The sequence below is a fragment of the Roseburia zhanii genome (genome assembly GCF_014287635.1).
GTDB classification, from domain to species: domain Bacteria; phylum Bacillota; class Clostridia; order Lachnospirales; family Lachnospiraceae; genus Roseburia_B; species Roseburia_B zhanii.
Genome location: NZ_JACOPH010000006.1, coordinates 86,884 through 110,638, shown reverse-complemented (window position 1 = coordinate 110,638; position 23,755 = coordinate 86,884). Strand labels below are relative to the sequence as shown.

Sequence of the window (23,755 nt, the reverse complement as noted above, 5' to 3'; positions counted from 1 at the left end):
TCATTCCGGATCCTTATCCTGTAAGCAGGAACGATTCCTGGATTTTGACCCATGTATTATTCCATTATACTAACTGTAAATTGGAATTACAACAACATTTCCTGAATAAAATAGAAAAAAGATACTTGATGGAAGCGTGAAAATGAAAGATGTATTAAAAGAGAGTGAGAGTACCGGCTGTCGGCTGCTTTTGTATATGGCTGCACTTTTAATGATCACGGTACTTGTCACATTATTTGGCTGTGGGATCGAAAAGACAGATGGAAACAGATTACAGGATTTGGAATATGAGATCATAGAAGATGAGATACCAAAAGAATTAGCTGAGAAAATAGAGGAAAAAAAGAGTGCGGATTTTAAACTGACCTATGAAAATGATAAGTATCTGTATATTGTGAGAGGATATGGAGAACAGGAAACCGGTGGGTACAGTATCCAGATCTTAGATCTGTACCTGACGCAGAATGCAGTTGTATTGCATACAAATCTGAAAGGTCCGTCAAAAGATGAAGTCAAAAATGCAGCACCGAGTTATCCGTATATTGTGATCCGTATTGAACATACAGATAAAAATGTGATTTTCCAGTAATGGTAATAGTTTAAAATTAGTACTTATTTCCTTTTGACGGCAATTTAACAATGTGCTATACTAAAGCGGTTAAAATAACCAGACAACTCATGCATCAGCAGCCACAGAAAAGGGAGGAAGTAGTATGCAGCAGGCAGATATCAACCGGGTACGTGCATCTGTACACAGCCAGTGTGGAAGCAGGGTAATGATTCAACTGGATCGGGGAAGAAATAAAGTTGACATTCAGGAAGGGGTTATTTTAGATACTTACCCCAGTGTATTTACCATTCTGGTAAGTGATGTGAATGAAGATAATCCTCCGCAGTTATTATCCTTTAGTTATACAGATATTATTACGAGAGATATACGAATGAAGCTTTGTTAAAGGAATAAAAGTCCTCTGTTCTGAATAAGATATACAAATTCAGAACAGAGGATTTTTTTGTGGAATTAGAAAGACAGTTATTGCATAGGAACAGGGAAATTGGCGGTGCATTGAACCAGATCACACTGGATGATGATTATAATCTGCCGGATTACAAACCGGATCTGACAAAAGTAATACGGGAGCGGGGCAGTCTGCACTTTGATGAAGTCCATGCAAGCGGAGGGCATGTCTGGTTTAAAGGGGTGTTAGAGTTTCAGATCTTATATCGGACAGATCTTGATAATCGTAAGATCAACAGTTTAAAAGGCGAGATCCCATTTCAGGAAAGCCTTACAATGGAAGGAATCGGAGAATCAGATCAGGTGAAATTAGATGGAAAGATCGAGGATATTTCCGTCAGTGTCATCAATTCAAGAAAATTAAGTATCCGTTCCTTAGTGGAATTTCAGGCAGAGGCAGAAAGACCGGAAGATACATCGATGCTTGCGGCAGTCGGAGCAGATTCAGGATGCGAGATAGAAAAAGAAAATTTAGAAGCATTGGAATTGCTGACAGACAAAAAAGATACCTTAAGGATCCGAAAAGAAATATCTCTTTCTTCTAATAAGCCAAATATGGATGAGATTCTCTGGAACAGTGTGGAACTCAGGGGAATGAGTACCCGTTTGAAAAATGGTGAGATCGAAGTGAGTGGAGAAGCACTTGTCTGCGTACTGTATTCGGGTGTGGACGAAGAACGGCTGCAATGGTTTGAAACGACCGTTCCGATACAGGGAAATGTAGAATGTAATGTCTGTGAGGAGTCGTTGATCCATCAGATCAAAACAGAATTAGCACAGGCAGATCTTGAAATCGAGTTAGATGGGGACGGAGAAGAAAGAAATCTTCTTTTAGAAATGGTAGTGAATTTAACGATCTGCCTCTGGCGGGAAACCAACATAGAAATGATCTCCGATATCTATGCATTAGACCGGCAGGTACAACCGAATATGCAGACAGCAGTTTTTGACAGGCTCTTAGTCAAAAATGAAGCAAAATGCAGAATGTCCGATAAAATTGAATTAGAAGAAGAACAGGAAGATATTTTGCAGATATGCAGTAATGAAAATACACTGGCGATCGAACAGACGACAGTCACAGAAGATGGATTGTTAGCGGAAGGTACATTGACGATAGAGATTTTATATATGACAGCAGATGATGCGATGCCGGTAGCGGCAAAACGGGCATATGTGCCATTTTCCCAGCTGATTGAAATGCCGGAAGCAGTTCATCCTGTGAAAGTGTATTTAGATGGCAGCATCGAACAGGTGACAACAGTGCTTTCAGACAGCAGGAATATTGATATCAAAGCAGTTGTAAGCTTAAATCTGTTAGCATTTGAACAGCAGGAAAAACAGGTGATCACAGATATCAATGAAAGTGAGTTAGATCTTGCTGTATTACAGCAGCGGCCGGGGCTGGTAGGCTATATCGTAAAGGAAGGTGACCGGTTGTTCCATATTGCAAAAGAAAATCATACAACGGTAGATGATCTGGTGGAAACGAACCATCTGACCGGTACCGATGTAAAAGCCGGAGAGAGGATTTTGATCGTAAAGACAGTTTAAAAATAGAAAGACAGTGTAGTTTTTTATACTTTTGGCATCAGACGAATGAGGTTATACTATTTATACAAAACGAATTCTTGAATGCATCGAAAGGTGATTTCAAAGAAACAACGAAAGGAGAAAATGTTATGAAAAGACGACACGATCATGGTGTACAAAAGGTAATGGCATTTCTGTTGGCATTTGTATTTGTATTTACAAGTGTATTCCCATATGGGGGAGTAAATGTAAAAGCAGATACAACGGAAAATGGATTGATTCTGTATTATGACTTTGATATGCAGAACAGTTATGCAACGGAAATCACAGATGCATCCGGTAATGGTCATACCGGAACTTTAAAACGTGCAGGAGGAGGAAGTGTAGAAGGTACGTACAAGATCAGTACGGTTAATATTTATGGAAACAGTGTAAAAGCATTAACACTTCCGGGCGGAGAAGATGGATCTTACCTACAGCTTCCGAATGCTATTTTAAATGGAAATGATGCAGTAACGATCAGTATGTGGGTAAATCTGAGTACAGATACCAGATATCAGAGGATCTGGGATATCGGTAATGATACGACTTCATATCTCTATCTGTTATCTGACGGAGGAAATAAGGGACATGAAGGATATGCGGCAGCTATTACAAAGAGTGGCTGGTCAAATGAGGTCGGTGTTGAGAAGAAAACAAATTTCGATAAGAACCGCTGGGTGCTTACAACCGTTGTTATGGATGGAACGCAGATGTCCCTGTATGAAAACGGACAACAGATCGGTGAAACGACAGATACAAAAATCAGTGTCAATGATCTTGGAGCAACTACGAATAACCTGATCGGATATGGTCAGTTTGGAGATAATCCGACAAAAGGACAATTTGCAGAGGTTAAAATTTATAATAAAGCACTTAGTGCAGATGAGATTGCGGCAATGTATAGTGTAAATGATGCAGGAATTGTTGCAGCAGACAAAGATGCATTAGATCTTGGTGATACAACAGCAGTAACGGAAGATATTACACTTCCGGCAAAGGGCGTCAATGGATCTGCCATTACGTGGGAAAGCATGAACAGTGCGATCACAATAGCAGACGGAATTGCAAAAGTAACCCGTCCGGCAGCAGGCAGCGGTGCAGCTGAAGGTAAACTGACTGCTACGATCACATATAATGGAACAACCGATACAAAAGAATTTGATGTAAAGGTTATCCCTATGTATACAGATAAGCAGATCGCAGAAGATGATGCAGCCCAGCTTGAAAAAACAGTCGGAGACCTCTCTTCTGTCATGACAGATTTTACACTTCCTGTAAAAGGTGATAAAGGATCTGTGATCACATGGGAAAGTGATAAGGATGCTGTTGTAGTAAATGGAAGCGTTGCAAAAGTAACCCGTCCGGCAATCGGCAATGAGAATGTATCAGGTACATTGACAGCAACAGTTACATCCGGCAGTGAAAAAGTAGTGAAAAAGTTTGCATATACAGTTATTGCTTTAAAAGAGTCAGTCAGCCTTAAGGATGTAGAAGAGATTAATGTTACAACATTAAAAGGACATAGTCCGTCTCTTCCGAATTATGTGAAAGCAACTTATACAGATGATTCTGTCAATAAGATCAAAGCAGTGTGGCCGGCAAGTATTGAAGCTGACAAGTATGCAAATACAGGGAATTTTGATGTGGAAGGATCTTTAGTTGGTGAAATCAGGAAGATCACAGCACATGTCACAGTTGTAGATGAAGAAGAAGCTGCAAAAACAGTAGTGTCATCGAATTTTGCCCTTAAAGATATTACTTTAGATAAGATCGGGGAAGACGGATCGATCCTGACGCAGAATCGTGACCGTGATCTGGCTTATTTAAAACTTCTTGACAATAAGCGTATGCTTTACAATTTCTATAAGACATTCGGACAGACAGATAAGATAAAAGATGTTGAACCATTAGGCGGATGGGATGATCCTAGCGGATTGTTAAGAGGTCACTCAACCGGACATTATATGTCAGCATTAGCTCTTGCCTATGCATCTACAGGAGATGAAGAGATTAAGGCAAAACTTGATGAGATGGTGCATGAACTCCGTGAATTACAGAAACTTTCCAAAGGTGAAGCGAAAGATTTTAAGACAAACGGTGTAAAGACAAGTACATGGAGTACAGATCCAAATGTATGGGGAGAAGGATTTATCAGTGCATATTCCCCGGATCAGTTTGCATTGCTGGAGAAGTATGTAGGATATGGAAGTGCAGATTCTGGAATCTGGGCACCATATTATACATTACATAAGCTGATCGCAGGCTTCTTAGATGCTTATACTTATACAGGTAATGAAGAAGCATTAACAGTTGCGACCGGAATTGGTAAATGGGTATGTAACAGATTAAATGCATGCAGCCAGGAACAGCTGACAAAGATGTGGGATATGTATATTGCAGGAGAGTTTGGTGGATTTAATGAATCCATGTCCCAGCTATATATGTACACAGGAGATGAAACATTTATTAAAGGGGCAAAACTGTTTGACAACACAAACTTCTTTAATAAGTTGAAGAATAATGTAGATGATATTGCAGGACGTCATGCAAATCAGCATATTCCGCAGATCATTGGTGCATTGGAAACATATGAAGCAACTGTGAAAAGTGGAAAACCGGAAGTAGAATATTATGATATCGCTGAAAACTTCTGGCAGATGACAGTTTCACGTTATGCATATTCAATCGGTGGTGTAGGAACCGGTGAAAAATTTACAGAGCCGTATCAGCAGGCAAATAATATTGCAGGAACAACGAACTGTGAAACTTGTGCAGCTTATAATATGTTAAAGCTTACAAAAATGTTAAATAACTATGATCCGGATGATGCAGAATATATGGATTATTATGAGAGGACATTATATAATCAGATTCTTGCATCCCAGACACCAAATGTAACAGATAAGAAACATAACGGAACAACCTATATGCTTCCGATCGGACCTGGTTCTACAAGAGATTATGGTGGAGATTATGATTCCTTTACCTGCTGTCATGGAACAGGAATGGAAAACCATGTAAAATATCAGGAAGCAGCTTATGTAAAAACAGCAGACACCTTATATGTAGGATTATATCTGCCATCTACAGTAACATGGGAAGATAAAGGCGTTACTGTTAAACAGGAAACAAATTATCCTTCAGAAGATACAAAACTTACAGTATCTGCAATAGAAGGAAAGACACCATCTTCATTCAATATGAAACTTCGTGTTCCATATTGGGCAACAAATGGTTTTACAGTAAAAGTCAATGGAGAAGTGAAAGTCCAGAATCCGGAGATCAGTACTTATGTAGGATTAACAGATATAAAAGCAGGGGATATCATTGAGATCAATATGCCTTATACACTTCATCTTGATAAAACACCGGATAAACTTGGTTCTTCAGAAGTAGCAAGTGTTATGTATGGACCATTTGTCATGGCAGCGGAAGATGATAATACAAAATGGTCATCCCTGATCCTTTCGAATACGTTGTCTGATTCCATTAAAGTTTCAACAGACAGCAAAAATGGATTCCCGGTACTTACTGCAAAAGGATATACTTTCCGTCCTATGTTTGCACCAGAATATGCAAAGAATGCATATACAGCATACTTCAAAGTATTGCAGGTAGCCGATGATGGAAAACAATGGTTTAACGTAACTGTAAATAACCGTACGGAATTCAATGGTTCAATTACTACAAATGCACAGGCCGATATGATCAAAGAAGGCACGGATCTAGTGATCACACTGTCGCCAAATGAAGGATATACAGTCAGAAAACTGGTCGTAAATGGAAAAGAAGTGCAGGATCAGATTAAAGATAATGTATATACAGTACAGAATGTCAGCGGTGATGTGGCTGTTTCGGTAAGTTTCCGACCACCGGTAATGGATCCACAGCATTATGAATATGCTGCTTCCCTGACATTTGATACATTGTATGATTATTATGGTTCTCCATATGATATTATGAAAAACTGGGAACCAAAATCTTCTGTAGATACCTATAACAAGGGACGTGTATACAGAAACTGGTATACCAAAGGTCAGTGGAGCTGGTTACAGTATGACTGGGATGATAAGATTGACATCAATTATCTCAATGTATATTGGTCAGTCAATGATCTGAATACACCGACATGGTGTGATCTGCCAGAAGAGATTCGTGTAGAATATTTAGATGATAACGGAGAATGGCAGAAAGCGAATGTAAATACCAGTTATGAAGATAGTGTCAAATTAAATCAGTACAATACAATTTCATTTGATACAGTAAATACAACAGCAATCAGATTAAATATAAAGACAAAATCCGCAGGAGAAGCAGGATGTGTTGGAATTCTTCGTCTGACAGCCGGATATCAGAATGATATTGATATGGCAGCATTAAATGCAACGATCACATCTGCAGAAGCAAAAGCAAAAAAAGATTATACAGCGGATACATGGAAAGTATTTGCAGAAGCACTTGCAGCAGCAAAGAAAGTTGCAACAAATACATCAGCAACACAGGCAGAAGTGGATGCAGCTAATCAGACACTTAGTGCAGCAATGGCAGGACTTAAGATGGCTGTCACACCAGAACCGCAGCCACAGCCGACACCGCAGCCGCAGCCGACACCAGAACCACAGCCGACACCGCAGCCACAGCCAACACCAGATAATCAGGCTTCAATTAAAAAAGGTGATACGACAACGGTTAAAGGTGTGAAATATAAAGTAACTAATGCTGATAAGAAAGAAGTAACTGCATATGCACCAAAAAAGAAAACAGTTAAGAGTCTGACGATCAGTAATACAGTTAAAGTAAATGGAATAACATGCAAAGTGGTAGCTATTTCGGATAAGGCATTTACCGGTATGAAGAAACTTACAAGCGTAAGTATTCCAAAGAATGTAAGATCAATTGGTTCCAAGGCATTTTATAAGGATTCTAAATTAAAGAAAGTAAAAATAAATTGTACTTCACCAAAATCAATTGGTAAAAATGCATTTAAGGGAATTGCAAAGAAAGCAACGATCGATGTGCCGAATAAACAGCTGAAAACTTATAAGCGGTTATTAAAGAAAGCAAAGACAGCCGGTTCGGTGAAAATTAAATAGTATCTGCAAGAGATTTCTCAAAGCAGAAAAGTAATATTCCCATCAAAAGAATAAGTACTTGATAAAGAAACGTCAGTTCCGGAAAATACCGGTTCTGTCGTTTCTTTTATTTCTGAAAGGATACCATGAAAGAAATGTGGCACAGAAGTGCATACTGTTCACACCTGACAGTGTGACCAGCAACGATTACAGCCCATTTAAAATGCCTCTACGAGGCAGGGGCTGTAATCCACACGATAATCAACACTATGGCGCATAGCTTGACAGCGCAGTGTCAAGCTTGCGTCTGAACAGTAACCAGAAGTGCATACATTACAAAAACTGACGCCCCTGCAGGTTGCATAACAAAAATGAAACTGTTATAATATGCAGTGCAGACAGCCGATTCTAAAGAGGAGGATAAATGTGAGAAAACAAGGTGGAAAACGGTTTTTAGCAGTGATGTTAGTTGTTGCAGCGGCAATGACACAGGTATTATCCGTCAATGCGAGCACCATGTCAAAGGCGAAAGATGCCAAGAAAGCCGCAGAGTCCGATTTGAATAAAGCAAACAGTCAGATTGAAACGATTGAGAAACAGCAGCAGGCTCTGCAGAACGAGATCGATGCAAAAGATGCGGAGTTAGTCAATCTGTTGGTAAATATTGGAATCCTGGAGGATGAATTAGATAGTAAAAATGCACAGCTAGAGCAGGTAACAGCAGATTTAGCAAAGGCAGAACAGACAGAAGCAGATCAGTATGCGTCCATGAAGAAGAGGATACAGTTTATGTACGAACGTGGAGATACTGCAATGATCGAATCATTATTAGGCTCTGAAAATATGGCAGATTTTTTAAACCGTGTGGAATATGTATCTGAAGTCTATGATTATGACAGGAATCTTTTGACACAGTATCAGACAACGGTTCAGCAGGTAGCCGATTTAAAATCCACAGTGGAAACAGAAAAAGCAGAGCTTGAAGCCATGGAGGATGAATATGCGGCACAGCAGACTGAATTAGAGAATGTCTTAGCTGCGAAGAAAGCGAGGATGGGTGATTATAACAACCAGCTTGCAACTGCACAGGCAGAAGCAGAAGCATATAAAAAGACGATCGCAGCACAGAATAAGATCATTAAAGAAGAAGAACGCAAGCAGAAAGAGCAGGAAGAAAAAGCAAGGGCAGCGGCTGCAAAAGCATCCGCAGGAAACAGTAACAGCAGTACATCCGGGACAGGAAATACCGGAAACAGTACAGGTGGCACATCATCCAATTCCACAGGAAGTTCTGGTGGAGGAGAGAATCCGTCCTATTCGACAAGCGTCAGTGGAAGCTCCGTTGTATCTTACGCATGTCAGTTTGTAGGAAATCCATATGTCTGGGGTGGTACAAGCCTGACAAACGGAGCAGACTGTTCGGGATTTGTCATGAGTGTATTTGCCCACTTCGGTGTCAGCCTGCCACACAGTTCCGGCGCGTTGCAGGGCTGCGGTAAAGCGGTCAGCTATGCCAATGCACAGCCCGGGGATCTGATCTGTTATTCCGGTCATGTTGCAATCTATATGGGCGGCGGACAGATCGTACATGCACAGAGTACCGCAGTCGGTATTACAACAAGTTCCGCAACATACCGTACGATCGTAGCCGTACGGAGAGTGCTATAGAGTGTAGCATTGCGGAAGCTGCGCAGCAGCGGAGCGATCAGGTATCAAAATAAAAGTAAATCATATTTTAATAGAAAGGACCCCACAGGGGAAAAGGAGAAGCAATATGCAGATAGAAACATTACAAAAAGATATGATAGCAGCCATGAAAGCAAGAGAGAAGAACAGAAAGGATGCGATTTCCTCTCTGATCTCCGCAGTAAAAAAAGCGGCGATCGATGAAGGATGCAGAGATGATATCAGGGAAGAATTAGTAGACCGTGTGATCTTAAAAGAGTTAAAGACAGTCAAAGAGCAGATTGACAGCTGTCCGGCAGACAGAACAGATCTCTTAGAAGAATATAAATACCGTTATGATGTGATCAATGAGTATGCACCACAGCTTTTATCTGCAGAAGAAGTAGAGCAGATTTTAAAAGAGAAATTCTCAGAAGTACTTGCATCCGGCAATAAAGGACAGATCATGAAAACAGTCATGCCGGAATTAAAAGGAAAGGCAGACGGCAAAGTCATCAATCAGGTAGTTGCAAAACTTTGTCAGTAAATAGAGTATGGCAGGAAAAAGAGAAAAACGCCAGACCACCATTTTTCTTCTTGCGTTCATTGTATTATTTATCGCAAGTATCATTGCCTGCGTTGTACGGGCAAAACGGATGCAGAAGGTAGAATATGCCGATCATATGGAAGATGTTGCAGTTACCGTCGATGGAGAGCCTTATACATTTAGGGATATTGCTTTTTATTTAGCATATAAAGAGCAGACGACACAGGAACAGGCAAAAGTATATGATCTTGAGCATACAAATGAATTCTGGAATCTGCATACAAATGGTTCTTTTATCCGTATTGAAGCGAAAGATACTGCAATGGATATGGCAGTACATGATGTGATCTTTTACCGGATGGCAGAGGAAGAAGAACTGTCACTTTCCGAAGATGAAAAGCAGTATGTAGAAAATAAAGCAGATGATTTCTGGAACGATTTAGAGGAAGAAGGACAAAAGCGGCTTGGTGTATCGAAGGGAGAGATCGATGATACCTTCATACATATGGGACTGGCTCAGAAAGCACAGCAGCTGCTTGCAGATACAAATGGGGTTGACTACAGGGAGTATAATGTGGAAGGAAGTATGTATCAGGACGTACTAGATGAGCATACTTATAAGGTTAACGAGAAACTCTGGAAACGTTTGGATTTTGGAAATATTATATTAGATTAGAGGCTAAAAAAAGATGTCAGTAAAAATAGGAAGAAATGATCCATGTTGGTGTAAAAGCGGTAAAAAGTATAAAGCCTGCCATCAGGCTTTCGATGAAAAGATAGCAAGGATCCGTGATGCAGGTCATATCGTACCGGATCACGAACTGATCAAGAATGCAGAACAGATCGCAGGGATCAAAGAAAGTGCGAAGATCAATATCGCAGTTCTGGATTATGTAGCAGAGAATATTAAGGCAGGCATGAGTACGGAGGAGATCAATACCTTAGTGCATGAAAAGACACTTAGTATGGGTGGATATCCGGCACCCCTTAATTATCAGGGATTTCCAAAGAGTGTGTGCGTATCGGTCAATGATCAGGTATGCCATGGAATCCCATCAGAAGATGAGATCTTGCAGGATGGCGATATTGTCAATGTAGATGTTTCTACTATATTGAATGGTTATTTTTCCGATTCTTCGAGAATGTTTTGTATCGGGGACGTAAGTCCTGAGAAGAAAAGATTAGTAGAAGTTGCAAGAGAGTGTTTAGATGTAGGACTAAAGGAAGTAAAACCATGGGGATTCCTTGGTGATATGGGACAGGCGATCCATGATTATGCTTATTCACATGGATATACCGTAGTTCGTGAGATCGGAGGACATGGAGTGGGACTGGAATTTCACGAAGATCCATGGGTTAGTTACAATAGCAGGAAAGGCACAGAGATGCTGATGGTTCCGGGCATGATGTTTACGATCGAGCCAATGATCAATATGGGCAGAGTGGAGATCTATGTAGACGATGAAAATGACTGGACAGTCTATACAGAAGATGGCAAACCATCTGCGCAATGGGAAGTACAGGTCTTAGTAACAGAAGACGGGTACGAGATCATTTCATACTAGGTGAAAGGAGGTGCACAGATGAAGAAGATTGAAGAATATGTAAGAAGCATACCGGATTTTCCGGAAAAAGGAATTATATTCAGAGATATTACAAGTGTTTTACAGGATGCAGACGGCTTAAAACTTGCGATCGATTCCATGATAAAACTATTAGACGGCGTTGATTTTGATGTTGTTGTCGGAACAGAATCAAGAGGATTCATTTTCGGAGTGCCGATCGCATATGCCCTTGGCAAACCATTTGTACCTGTAAGAAAAAAAGGCAAACTTCCTTGTGAAACAATATCTGAAAAGTATGATCTTGAATATGGAAGTGCAGAGATTGAGATGCATAAAGACTCTATTCTGCCGGGACAAAAGGCAGTATTAGTAGATGATCTGATCGCAACAGGCGGAACGATCGAAGCCTGTACCAAACTGATCGAACGTTTAGGCGGCGAAGTGGTGAAGATCATTTTCTTAATGGAACTTGCCGGCTTAAAAGGCAGGGACAAGCTTGCAAAGTATGATGTATCATCCGTGATCACATACGAAGGCAAATAATATCAGGAGAGAAAAGTATGATAGAAAAATTATTCAAAATAAGTGAAAACGGTACAACCGTAAGAACCGAGGTGATCGGTGGAATTACAACCTTTATGACGATGGCATATATCCTTGCTGTCAACCCAAATCTTTTGGGAAATGAATTTGGCTCTGCTATGGATCCGACAGCCGTATTGATTGCAACCTGTTTAGCATCCTTTGTAGGAACATTAGCTATGGCTTTACTTGCAAATTATCCATTTGCATTAGCACCGGGTATGGGATTAAATGCATATTTTTCCTTTACTGTCTGTGGAGCTATGGGATATTCATGGAAAGTAGCATTGATGGCAGTATTTGTGGAAGGTCTGATCTTTATCGTATTATCACTGACCAGTGTACGGGAAGCGATCTTCGATGCAATCCCTAGTACCTTAAAGAAAGGTGTCAGCGCCGGAATCGGTCTGTTCATCGCATTTATCGGTTTACAGGGCGCACATCTTGTTGTAGCAAATGATTCAACATTGATCACATATGTTGATTTTGCAGGCAGCTGGCATACACAGGGTATCTGTGCAGTACTTGCATTGATCGGACTGTTATTAACAGCTATTTTATATATCAAAAATGTAAAAGGCTCTATTCTGATCGGTATTATCGCAACATGGATTCTTGGAATGTTAGCACAGGCAGCAGGAATCTATACGATCGATGCGGAAAACGGATTCTATTCCTTATATCCGTCTATGGCATTTACTGATTTTACCTCTATCGGAAAGACATTCGGACAGTGCTTTACAGCAGATTTTGGCAATGTCAGAATCTTTGATTTTATCGTTGTATTGTTATCTTTCTTATTTGTAGATATGTTCGATACGATCGGAACATTGATCGGTGTATCTTCTAAAGCAGGTATGTTAGATAAAGATGAAAAACTTCCAAGGATCAAACCTGCATTATTAGCAGATGCGATCGCAACATCTGTTGGTGCGATTTTTGGTACATCTACAACTACAACATTCGTGGAAAGCTCCGCAGGTGTAGGTGAAGGCGCAAGAACAGGTTTAGCATCCGTTGTAACAGGATTCTTATTCTTACTTGCAATCTTCTTCGCACCGATCTTTACAGCAATTCCTGGATTTGCAACAGCACCGGCATTGATCTTTGTAGGATTCTTAATGGTATCTGCAATCTTAAAAGTAGATTTTGAAGATGCAACAGAAGCAGTTCCGGCATACCTTTGTCTGATCGCAATGCCGTTAATGTACAGCATTTCAGAAGGTATCGCAATCGGAGTTATCTCTTACGTGATCATCAACGTGATCTGTGGAAAGAAAGAAAAGATCACACCACTTATGTATGTGCTTGCAGTATTATTTGTTTGTAAATACATCTTCTTATAAGCTAAAAAAACAGAACTGCCGCCGGCAATATTGCCGCTGCGGCAGTTTTTCTTTACACAAAATTCTGTTTTAATTACAAAATTCTATCTCTTTGGCTAGTTTACATTTCTGTTTTTCGTCAAGTATAATATCCATAAAATGGAAAATTATAATACAGTGCACAATATTTACAGGATTTCAAAGGAGTGAAAATATGCACAGAAAAATATATCAGTATAATCTGGAAGAAAGCAGAAGTAATCGTAATCGGAGATTTCAGAGAAGTATGAAAAGAGCGGTCTGTATCGCAACAATCTCGGCGACAATGTTAGGCAGTCTGCCGTATAGTGCACCATTGATGGCATACGCTAAGAGCATGTCAGCAGAAGTAGACAGTACAGGTGCAGCAGCACCGATTCCAATAGAAGGAGCAGTTACCTATGATCTTTCTGACGCAAGTCTGATCATAGAGAAAACCGTTTTAGATATTTTTGGTGAAAAGCAGAACTTTCAGATTATCGATATCAATATTACAGAAGATGGCAATTACGTGATCAGGGGAAGCAACGAGATCAATGGAGCTTATATCGATACCCACATTACGGTTGCAGAAGGGGTAACGGCGAATCTTATCTTTGACGGAGCCATGATCAAAAATGATGATAGATATTATTCTGATGTATCCAGCAGTGGTTATTCAGAAGTTTTTCCGGTATTAGATATTGCAGGTACGGCAAATGTATATGTCAAGGAGGCATCAGAACTTTCAGCAACGACACGTAAAAAATCGGTTGTGGAAGTGGGTGGAACATTCCGCATGAAGGGAACGGATACAGATCCGGCACTTATAGTCACATCAGATAGTGAAGAAAATTTTGAAAAAGTAGCAGTCGGAAAAGCAGATTATGGACTTGGCAAAGTATACATAGAAGGCGGCACCCTAAAAGTCAATGGTGGGATCGCAGATGTGTATGAGGACAAGCGTATGTCTGAAATAGGAATCCATGGTGGAAATCTTTATCTGGATAAGAAACATGATGCTCTATTATGTGCATATGATATGGAGATCACCGGTGGAAATATCGATATGGCATTATCTGATTATGCAGAAGGGATCAAGGCAGAAAACTCTCTGGTAATAAGCGGTGGATGTATCAATGCTTATATGCAGGAAGATAATAATGAAGATGCAGCCATATTTTGGAGTTGGCCCACCAATAATTATACGATTACAGGGGGAACTTTTCATTTAGAGGAGGGAAAGGTTTCAAACCAACTGGAATATGATCGGTATCTGCATCCGGAATTTGTTTATACATTAAGCGGACTGCCGGAGAATATGGAGATCGGAGAGATCAACGGTCAGGTTGTGAGAAATACCAAAACAGATGAAAATGGCAACTTAAGTACCTATCTTCCAAGGCAGAATGTACTCCTTTTTACAGATGATGGAAGCAGTTATTTATATTCCTATAATGAAGATGACAATTCCTTTAGTCAGACGACGGATTTAAAGATCGTAAATGTTGATTTTAAATTAGATGGAGAAAATTATTCCAGTTTACAGCTTGCAGAGGGTGCATCGCTTGGAGCCAACAAGTATCAGGCGAGCATATTTGACAATGAAAATTACAAGTATAGTTATTATGATACAGAAGGGGCGTTATATAACGCACCAGAACCGATCACAGATGATATAACCATCAAGTTAGAGCCGACGGAAAGGACATACCACATTGTTTATGATGATGATGAAAGCAAAGTAGATTGTGCATATGGAACACCATTTGCAGAAGGCTGTCTGTATAAAGATGCAAACAGATTTGAGCTTTATTATCCGGGAACGCCGATAACAAAGGACGCACATGTGAAAAGAATACCGGCTGTATATGAAGATGGGAACTACTATCTGTTAGTGAAATCGAGAGCAGATTTTGTTTTGATAAGTGAAATGCTAAATATCAACCCATACTTAAATATCCGGTTAGAGAGCGATATCGATTTAGAGGATCTGAGTGATATGTATGCATTCTGGTCATGTGATTACAAAGGAACTTTTGATGGAAACGGACATGTGATCAAAAATTATAAACCATATAATGCGATATTTTTCGATAATTTATATGGTACAGTAAAAAATCTCCATTTTCAAAATGTGGAACTGACCAATGAAGAGTCGGACAGCTATGGAACAGGAGTCATCTGCAGCAAGAACTTTGGCAGCATTTTAAATTGTTCCTTTGAAAATGTCACATATACGGCATCCATACCGTTAGAAGGTCAGGAAAAATACGAGATCAAAAAGGGCATTATTGCGGGACAGAATTATGGAACGATCGAAAACTGCTATACCTATGGCAGTACGATCAAAGGCGATGGTCAGAAATATGAGATCGCCAAAAATATGGGTGCTGTGATGGAACATAATTATTATCTGGCTGACGCAGAAACTGAAGAAGGAGGCATGACGGAAGGGCAGTTTCTTTCCGGTGAAGTATGCAGCCGGTTAAATGAAAATCAGGCAGATGATGCAGTAGTCTGGTATCAGAACATTGACAATGGAGACAAAAAAGATGCAAAACCGGTAACAGATCAGACACACGGAGTCGTATATAAAAGATATCAGGATTGTGAGGATATCATTTATACCAATGATCCGGGTAAAGGCAGTGAAACACCGGTACATGATATAGAATATCAGGCAGATGGCACAAAGATCACTGCAACCTGTCAGATAAATGAAGAACATACGGCAGATGTATCCATACAGGCAGAAGATGTGATCTGCGACGGAAAAGAGCATGGGGCAGAGCTTGTTTATTCAGATAACTGGGAGCAGTTAGGTTTATCGAAAGATGCACAGATCCAGTACGAACGAAACGGACAGGAAACAACTGATCTTAGCAGTGCAGGGGAGGTTACCGCAAGTGTGACAATCGGTGAGGTAACAGCACAGGTAAGCTATACGGTCAAAGCAGCACCGGCAGATAATCCGCCTAAAGAAGATGACAGTAAAGATCCCTCACAGGGCGGCAGTCAGACCGATAATAAGCCGACAGGTGATACAACGAATAATGGTCAGACAAACAATAACCCGACAGGCAGTACAACGAATAACGGTCAGACAAACAATAACCCGACAGATGGTACAGCAAATAATGGTCAGACAAATAACGTACAGACTATCGTAAAAGGTACAAAGCTGACCGATAAAAAAGGCAATACTTATAAAGTGACAAATGTTAAGAAAAAAGAAGTAACCTTCGTTGCGCAGAAGAAAAATGCAAAAGGCACACTTACGATTCCGGCAACGATCACAGCAGGAAAACAGAAATACAAAGTAACCGCAATCGCAGCAAAAGCCTGCAAAGGGAACCGTAAGATCACAAAAGTAACGATCGGCAAAAATGTCAAGAGCATTGGCAAACAGGCATTTTACGGCTGTAAGAAATTAAAGAAGATCACGATCAAGTCAACGAGCCTAAAGAATAAAAATATCGGTAAGCAGGCTTTTTCAAAGATCGCTAAGAATGCAAAGATCATCATGACAAGTATTTAGGCATAGTAGGAGGAGTAGTATGGAACCAGATCAGATCAGACCGGCATACGAACCGGTTGTCATCTGTTTTGCAGGAAATGATGGCTACGCCATTCCGATGTGTACAGCGATTTATTCCCTGCTAAAAAACAGAAACCGCACAAGATGTTATGACATACTTATCTTATATACCGAGATCTCTACAGAGAATCAGAAACGTCTGCTGGCATTAGCAGAGCAGAACGAGCAGGTGACGATCCGGCTGATCTCGGTAGATCAGTGGAAAGACAGACTTCCGAAAGAAGTAGGACATTATTATACAGTAGAAGCCGTATACAGACTGCTGTTGTTTGGGGAAATGTTTGTCCGCTATGATAAGATCCTCTATTTAGATTGTGATATGGTCATAAATGGAGATGTCAGTGAATTGTATGATACCGTATTAAACGGTGCAGAAGTGGCAGGTGTACGCTCCGAGGAGTTTCGGGCATTATCGAAGATGAAGCGACCGGTGTTTTTAGATGGATATCCGTATAATGTGGATAATTACCGGACAGATGGATTGAAAATGAAGCATATGGAAGATTATTTCAATTCAGGAGTGCTGCTCTTTGATCTACAAAAAGCCAGAGAGCGGATCAGTTTAGAGGAGATTTTTTCACTTTTAAATGCACATAAGTACACCTATTACGATCAGGATGTATTGAATATGTTATTTGATGGCAGAGTACTGACATTAGACTGTACATGGAATTATATGACATGTATCGAGGAACATCTACAGAGTGGAAATGCAAATAACGAAAGGCTGTATTGCGATCTTAAGAGAGAACATCCGAAGATCATCCACTATGTTGGCAGTACAAAGCCATGGAAATGTGAAAAGATACTAGGAAAATATTATTGGGATTATTATAAAAAGATGGAGGAAGAATATGAGGAAAAAGATCTACCCGTATAATCATAAGGAGATTAAGAAAAACCAGAGCAGAAACCACAGAAGGAATCTGACAAAAGCGATCTGTGCTGTCACACTGTCAGCTACGGTACTTACCAGCATACCATGTACCGGTTCACTGACTGCCTATGCAGATAATACACAGATCACAGCAGAGGCATTAGGAGCGTCAGTTACGATCCCCACAGAGAATGTCATAACCTATGATCTGTCTGATCCAAGCCTGATCTCGCATAAAAAAGGTGAGGATTACCACGGTAATGCTTATGATTTCCATATCATTGATATCAATATTACGCAGGACGGAACCTATGTGATCAAGGGAAGTAATGAGATCAATGGAGCATATGTCGACACCCATATATCTGTTGCGGAAGGAGTAACAGCAGACATCATCTTTGATGGTGCAACAATCAAAAATGATGATAAATATTGTCCATATGTGAGGGGCTGCGGCAGCTATACATGGGATAGGGTAGAAACACTGTTTCCGGTTCTTGATATTGCCGGAACAGCTAATATCTATGTAAAATCAGACTCATCGTTAGAGGCAGAGGTAGAGGATGTGCAGGATAATGTTTTAGCAGAAGTTACCGGTACGATGGTGATGAAAGGCTCAGAAGATGATGCGGTGCTAAAGCTGTCAGCAGGAGAACGCGGTGCGGCAGTCAGTACAGGTAGAGCATGTAAACGTCGAGGAACCTTTATCATGGAAGGTGGAAATTTAGATGCAGTTGGAATGGTCGGTGGAGTAGACTATTATACATGTTTATCTGAGGTCAGGGTGACTGGAGGAAACCTTACGTGCAGCAGTGGGAATACCAGCAATCTTTATGCAGATAACATCAATATCTCTGGAGGAAGTATCAATGGAAGCATAAGTAGAGAGAATGGCAATGAAAGTGGAATGTATGCTGTACATTCTATGTATATTACCGGAGGAAAGATGTCTTTTGTAAGGACAGGCGAAGTAGGTGGAGTGGTTCTAAACGGAGGGAGAGATATATACCTTGCCGGAGGAACATATGAGATACAGGGATTTTATTCGTCAAACAGCCGGTGCAGGGATTTTGCAGGCAGAATGGCAGGCTTATATACGTTAGAAGGACTCCCTGAAAATGCAGTCGTTACAGCGATCAATGGACAGGAGGTAAAAGATGTAGTAACAACGGCAGAAGGAACACTCTGTACCTATCTTGCAGCCATGCAGAATGCACTGATCGAGATTGGAGATGAAACGTATTGTTATCAGTATGATTCATCAAACAATACGCTTACAAAGTCAACAGATCTTGCCGTCCATCAGGTGAAAGTTCTGTCAGATGGAGAAAATGGAGAAGTATTGCGTACGATGCGGGTGGCAGATGGAACCACAGTTGGCGGTATGATAAGTGATGGACAGTATACATACAGTTATGAAACCGAAGATGGAACAGAGGTGTCAAGTACAACGTCTGTCACAGAGGATATGACGCTGGTGCTTAAAAAGATAGAGCGGATATATGAAGTGAAGATTACGGAAGGAAATGATCAATCAATTTTACCAATGAAGCATACGGATAGGCTTCCGGAAGGATATCTATATGCAGATATATCAAATTATAAAATCTATTCTGCAGAAGATCCGATCAATTCAGACCTGAGTTTGAAACGTCTTCCTGTTAAGGAAATAGAAGGAAAGAAGTGGATTTCTATTCAGTCAAAAGAGAATCTGGATACGTTTTCAACTTTTCTGACGATTGATCCGTATCTGAATGTCCGCCTAGATGCAGACTTAGATTATACGGGAGATACATCATTTGCACAATATAGCAAGAAGATGCTTCCTTATGATTTTTATGGTATCTTCGATGGAAATGGTCACAGTATTTTAAATCTGCAATATGGTGCAGAAGCGTTTACAGAGCATTTATATGGTACAGTAAGAAATCTGCAATTTAAAAATATGACATCGGGTTATAAGAATAATACTCCGTATGGAAGTGGGCTCATCTGTGCTATGAATTATGGAACGATTGAAAACTGTCTGATAGAAGATGCAACCATAAAGACAACGGCATTAAGTGAAGGAGAAAAAGCCGCCGGAAAAGGTATCATTGCCGGAAATAATTTCGGAACGATCCGTAACTGTTTGACAGTAGATGCGGTATTTGAGGGAGATGGCGAACAGAATCCGATTGCTAAAAATAAAGGTGGTACGATCGAAAATACCTATTATACATCTGCCGAAGCAACCGAAGATGGCGGCAGGACGGCAGAACAATTTGCTTCCGGTGAGATCTGTTATCTTTTAAATGAGGGCAGATCAGATGAAATGTTAAACTGGTATCAGAATATCGGTACAGCGGAAGATGAAAATGCGGATGCGGTTCCGGTCTTTGATCAGACACATAAAACAGTCTATAGTGGATATGCGGGCTGTAAGATGAGCTATACCAATGATAAAGATGCCGTTACAGCAGAACCGGTACATGATGTTACCTATCAGGCAAAAGACGATCAGATCACAGCAGTCTGTGTACAGGATGCCACACATACGGCGGGTGTATCCGTCACAGCGGAAAATGCAGATTACGATGGAAAAGCACATGAGGCAGAGATCCTATATAGTGAGGACTGGGAAAGCTTAGGGCTGAAAAAAGATCTGACATTAACATATGAGAGGAACGGACAGGAAACCGAAGACCTTACAACAGAGGGTGAGATTACAGCCTTACTTACCGTCGGAGATGCAACTGCCAAAACTACCTATACGATCACCAAAAAGCCAGAACCGTCACCGGGGGACGATAAAGATGATAACAAAGATCCAGACAGCAAAGATGATAATAAAGACCAGCAGGGATCGGAAAGCGGAAATGGCGGTCAGAGTGGATCAGACAGCAGCAATGGCGGTCAAAACAGTGGAAATAATGGACAGAACAGTCAGGACGGACAAAATAGTGGAAATAACGGACAGAGTAGTCAGAATGGTCAGACCAGCGGAAATAACGGACAAAGCAGTCAGGACGGACAGAATAACAACAATAACGCACAGACAGACCAGAATACGGAAAAAATAAAAAAGGGTACAAAATTTACAGATAAAAAGGGTAATCTTTATGCCGTTACAAGCGTAAAGAAAAAGGAATTGACTTTTGTAAAGCCGAAAAAGGGCACGAAGGGATCTTTTACGATTCCGGCATCTATCAGTGTCAAGGGCGTGAAATATAAAGTGACATCAATTAGTGCAAATGCCTGCAAGGGGAATAAGAAGCTTACAAAAGTAATCATTGGTGTGAATATTAAAAAAATTGGAAAAAGAGCATTTTATGGCTGTACGAAATTAAAGAACGTCACTATAAAGACAACAAAACTTACAAAAAAGAGTATCGGAAAAGATGCATTTGCAAAAATTGGGAAAAGTGCGAAAATAAAAGCATCGAAAAAAATAAGCAGACTATTCAAGTAAGGGAGAGAGGAACAACGGATGGTAGAAAAAAAGATACAGAAACCTGTTACAGATGAATTTTATGTACGTCCGCAGGGCGCATGGAAAATGATGAAGGCGGCACAGAGCCTTCATCAGATGGTATATATCTATGGTGTGAGCGGATCCGGCAAAACTTCATTTGTTGCAGATTTTCTTGCAAGAAAAAGGTATCTTTACCTCTCACTTGCAGAAGCGGGAATGGAAAAAGTGACCGTATTGTCAGAGGATCAGGAAGAATTACCGCAGATCATTGTATTAGACGATCTGCATAGTCTTGAGAGTACAGAAGATAGAAGTATCTGTGGCAGGCTGATCGAACAGCTTGCAAAACGAAAGGATCTCTGGGTGATCTTAATTTCAAGAGCACAGATACCGAAGTGGCTGAAAACCGTCTATGTACAGTGTACGATGCTTACGATCGGGGAAGAAGAATTATACTTATCCGAAAGTGAGCAGGAACTTTATTTTAACAAATGGGAGATCTGTCTGACCAATGCGGCTGCAGAGAGATTACGCCGGTTAGGATATGGGCATCCACTGTATCTTCGTATCGCCGCCATGCGTTTAAAAGCGATACCAAAGTTAGATAAAGAAAGTGACAGGGCGGAAGAAGAACTGCGTGCGATCGAAGTTTCCAGGGAAGATTTCTGGGACTATTTAGAGATCCATGTATACGATCAGTGGAACTTAGAACAGCAGGAATTTTTAGAAATGCTTTCAATCGTGGAAGTATTTGACTTGCAGATGGCACAGCAGATCACAAAAAAAGAAGAGGCAGGAAGTCTGATCCAAAAGGCACAGGAGATCGGGAATTTTATCCTTGAATGGAGAGAAAACGAAAAAAGCATGTATAAACTGCGTCAGCCAATGCGGTATTCCATGCAGCGGCGGCTTTTGGCAAAATATTCTAAAGAGTATGTTAAGGAACTGTATTACAATGCCGGCAGCAGTTATGAGTTACAGGGCAATATCAAAGAAGCCTTAAAAATGTATGAAGCATGCGATAGTGAAGAAGGTATTTCGAGGATTTTGATCGATAATATGAGAAAAAATCCGGCAGCCGGAGAATATTTTGAATTAAAGCACTACTATCTGGCATTATCGGAACGCAGGATCAGGGAGAGCGTGGAATTGATGGCAGGCATGAGTATGCTGCAGTCCATGCTTTTAAATGAAGAGGAAAGCGAGCGATGGTATCAGGAACTGAAGTTATTTGCCTCAGAAAAAAGCGGTGGAGTAAAGCGTGCAGCAGAAGCAAGACTGCTCTATTTAGATATTGCCCTGCCACATCGGGGAATCATTTCCATGACAGATCTGTTAAAACATGCAGGACTGCTTATAGCAGAACGGAAGATGATCCTGCCGGAATTTTCAGTTACCAGTAATATGCCATCGATGATGAATGGAGGAAAAGATTTCTGTGAATGGAGCAGACGGGATCGGGAATTAGCAAAAAAGATTGGTACGATAGTGTCACTGGTTCTCGGAAAATATGGAAAGGGACTTGTGAATCTGGCACTTGCAGAAAGCAGCTTTGAAAAAGGTGCAGACGATTATGAAGTGGCATCGCTTGCGAGCAGTGGAAGAATGCAGGCAGAAAGCGGTGGGAAGAGCGAGCAGGTCTTTGTTGCAGTCGGAATTTTAGCACAGTTATCCGTATTAAATAACCGTATGGATGATGCCGTTGCCATGATCTCAAGTTTCCGGCAGGTGGCAGAACGGGATGCACCGAAACTGTTACCGAATATCAATGCGTTATCGGCAAGGTTAGATCTGTATGCAGGACGGATACGGGAAGTCAGTCTGTGGTTAAAAGAAGCACCGGACGAGGATATGGAATTTAATGGTATGGAACGTTACCGCTATATGACAAAAGTAAGGGTGTACTTAGCCACAGGGCGGAAGGAAAAAGCCATACTTTTATTGGATAAAATGCGTTATTATGCAGAAAAAGCGCATCGTACCTATATCCGGATCGAAGTGGATCTTCTGATTGCAATTGCCTTATACCGTCTGAAGCGTGAAGGCTGGCAGGAAAGGCTGCAGCAGGCAGTAACAATGGCAGAGGATTATCATTTTGTAAGGATATTGACAAGAGAGGGTGCTGCATTATGGGAGCTGCTGAAAGCAGACACGGTTACATGGAATAAAGAGGAGTTTAAAAAAAGGGTACTGTCAGAATGCAGGCAGGAAGCAGAGTTTTATCCGGCTTATTTAAAGGAAAAGCAGGAGGGGAATGTATTATTAAGTGATAAGGCATTAACAATTCTGCGCTTACAGTCAGAAGGATTGTCGGTAGAAAAAATTGCGGCACAGATAGGCTTGTCAAAAGCGGGTGTAAAATATTATAATCAAGAGAGTTATAAAAAATTAGGAGTGAATAATAAAGCGGCTGCAGTTATGGAAGCAAGAAACAGAGGACTGCTGTAGACGGAATGAAG

At 40.7% G+C, this 23,755-nt stretch carries 14 protein-coding genes; all 14 read left to right on the top strand.

What is annotated here, in order from left to right; translation table 11 throughout:
• Positions 1 to 142: 142 nt before the first annotated feature.
• Positions 143 to 589 carry a protease complex subunit PrcB family protein gene (locus H8S17_RS08855; RefSeq protein ID WP_243238026.1) on the top strand — a complete coding sequence of 149 codons (447 nt, stop codon included), beginning with the start codon at positions 143 to 145 and terminating at the stop codon, positions 587 to 589.
• Between the two features lie 124 nt (positions 590 to 713).
• Positions 714 to 956, top strand: coding sequence for a Veg family protein (locus H8S17_RS08850; protein ID WP_186867039.1), 243 nt, complete (start codon positions 714 to 716; stop codon positions 954 to 956).
• Between the two features lie 59 nt (positions 957 to 1,015).
• A complete protein-coding gene (locus H8S17_RS08845) occupies positions 1,016 to 2,569 on the top strand; it encodes a DUF3794 and LysM peptidoglycan-binding domain-containing protein (RefSeq protein ID WP_186867038.1) in 1,554 nt (517 codons plus the stop codon).
• Positions 2,570 to 2,697: 128 nt separating this feature from the next.
• Entirely contained in the window at positions 2,698 to 7,683 is a 4,986-nt protein-coding gene (locus tag H8S17_RS08840; RefSeq protein WP_186867037.1) for a beta-L-arabinofuranosidase domain-containing protein, read from the top strand.
• 405 nt (positions 7,684 to 8,088) lie between these two features.
• Entirely contained in the window at positions 8,089 to 9,330 is a 1,242-nt protein-coding gene (locus H8S17_RS08835; RefSeq protein ID WP_330595700.1) for a C40 family peptidase, read from the top strand.
• A 106-nt stretch (positions 9,331 to 9,436) separates the two neighbouring features.
• Positions 9,437 to 9,874 carry a GatB/YqeY domain-containing protein gene (locus H8S17_RS08830; protein WP_178052336.1) on the top strand — a complete coding sequence of 146 codons (438 nt, stop codon included), beginning with the start codon at positions 9,437 to 9,439 and terminating at the stop codon, positions 9,872 to 9,874.
• Positions 9,875 to 9,881: 7 nt separating this feature from the next.
• Positions 9,882 to 10,550 carry a hypothetical protein gene (locus H8S17_RS08825; RefSeq protein ID WP_186867035.1) on the top strand — a complete coding sequence of 223 codons (669 nt, stop codon included), beginning with the start codon at positions 9,882 to 9,884 and terminating at the stop codon, positions 10,548 to 10,550.
• Positions 10,551 to 10,563: 13 nt separating this feature from the next.
• Positions 10,564 to 11,439 (top strand): methionyl aminopeptidase, encoded by an 876-nt coding sequence (locus H8S17_RS08820; RefSeq protein WP_178052338.1) that lies wholly within the window; start codon positions 10,564 to 10,566, stop codon positions 11,437 to 11,439.
• An 18-nt stretch (positions 11,440 to 11,457) separates the two neighbouring features.
• A complete protein-coding gene (locus H8S17_RS08815) occupies positions 11,458 to 11,982 on the top strand; it encodes an adenine phosphoribosyltransferase (RefSeq protein WP_178052339.1) in 525 nt (174 codons plus the stop codon).
• Positions 11,983 to 11,999: 17 nt separating this feature from the next.
• Positions 12,000 to 13,367 (top strand): NCS2 family permease, encoded by a 1,368-nt coding sequence (locus H8S17_RS08810; RefSeq protein WP_186867034.1) that lies wholly within the window; start codon positions 12,000 to 12,002, stop codon positions 13,365 to 13,367.
• Positions 13,368 to 13,560: 193 nt separating this feature from the next.
• A complete protein-coding gene (locus H8S17_RS16525) occupies positions 13,561 to 16,905 on the top strand; it encodes a leucine-rich repeat protein (RefSeq protein WP_243238025.1) in 3,345 nt (1,114 codons plus the stop codon).
• A gap of 19 nt (positions 16,906 to 16,924) precedes the next feature.
• Positions 16,925 to 17,845, top strand: a complete 921-nt coding sequence (locus H8S17_RS08800) for a glycosyltransferase family 8 protein (RefSeq protein ID WP_178052341.1) — start codon at positions 16,925 to 16,927, stop codon at positions 17,843 to 17,845.
• Entirely contained in the window at positions 17,820 to 21,293 is a 3,474-nt protein-coding gene (locus H8S17_RS08795; RefSeq protein WP_186867033.1) for a leucine-rich repeat protein, read from the top strand. Before H8S17_RS08800 ends, H8S17_RS08795 begins: the two co-directional genes overlap by 26 nt.
• An 18-nt stretch (positions 21,294 to 21,311) precedes the next feature.
• Complete coding sequence (locus H8S17_RS08790; RefSeq protein ID WP_186867032.1) at positions 21,312 to 23,744, top strand: LuxR C-terminal-related transcriptional regulator; 2,433 nt, start codon at positions 21,312 to 21,314, stop codon at positions 23,742 to 23,744.
• Positions 23,745 to 23,755: the final 11 nt, after the last annotated feature.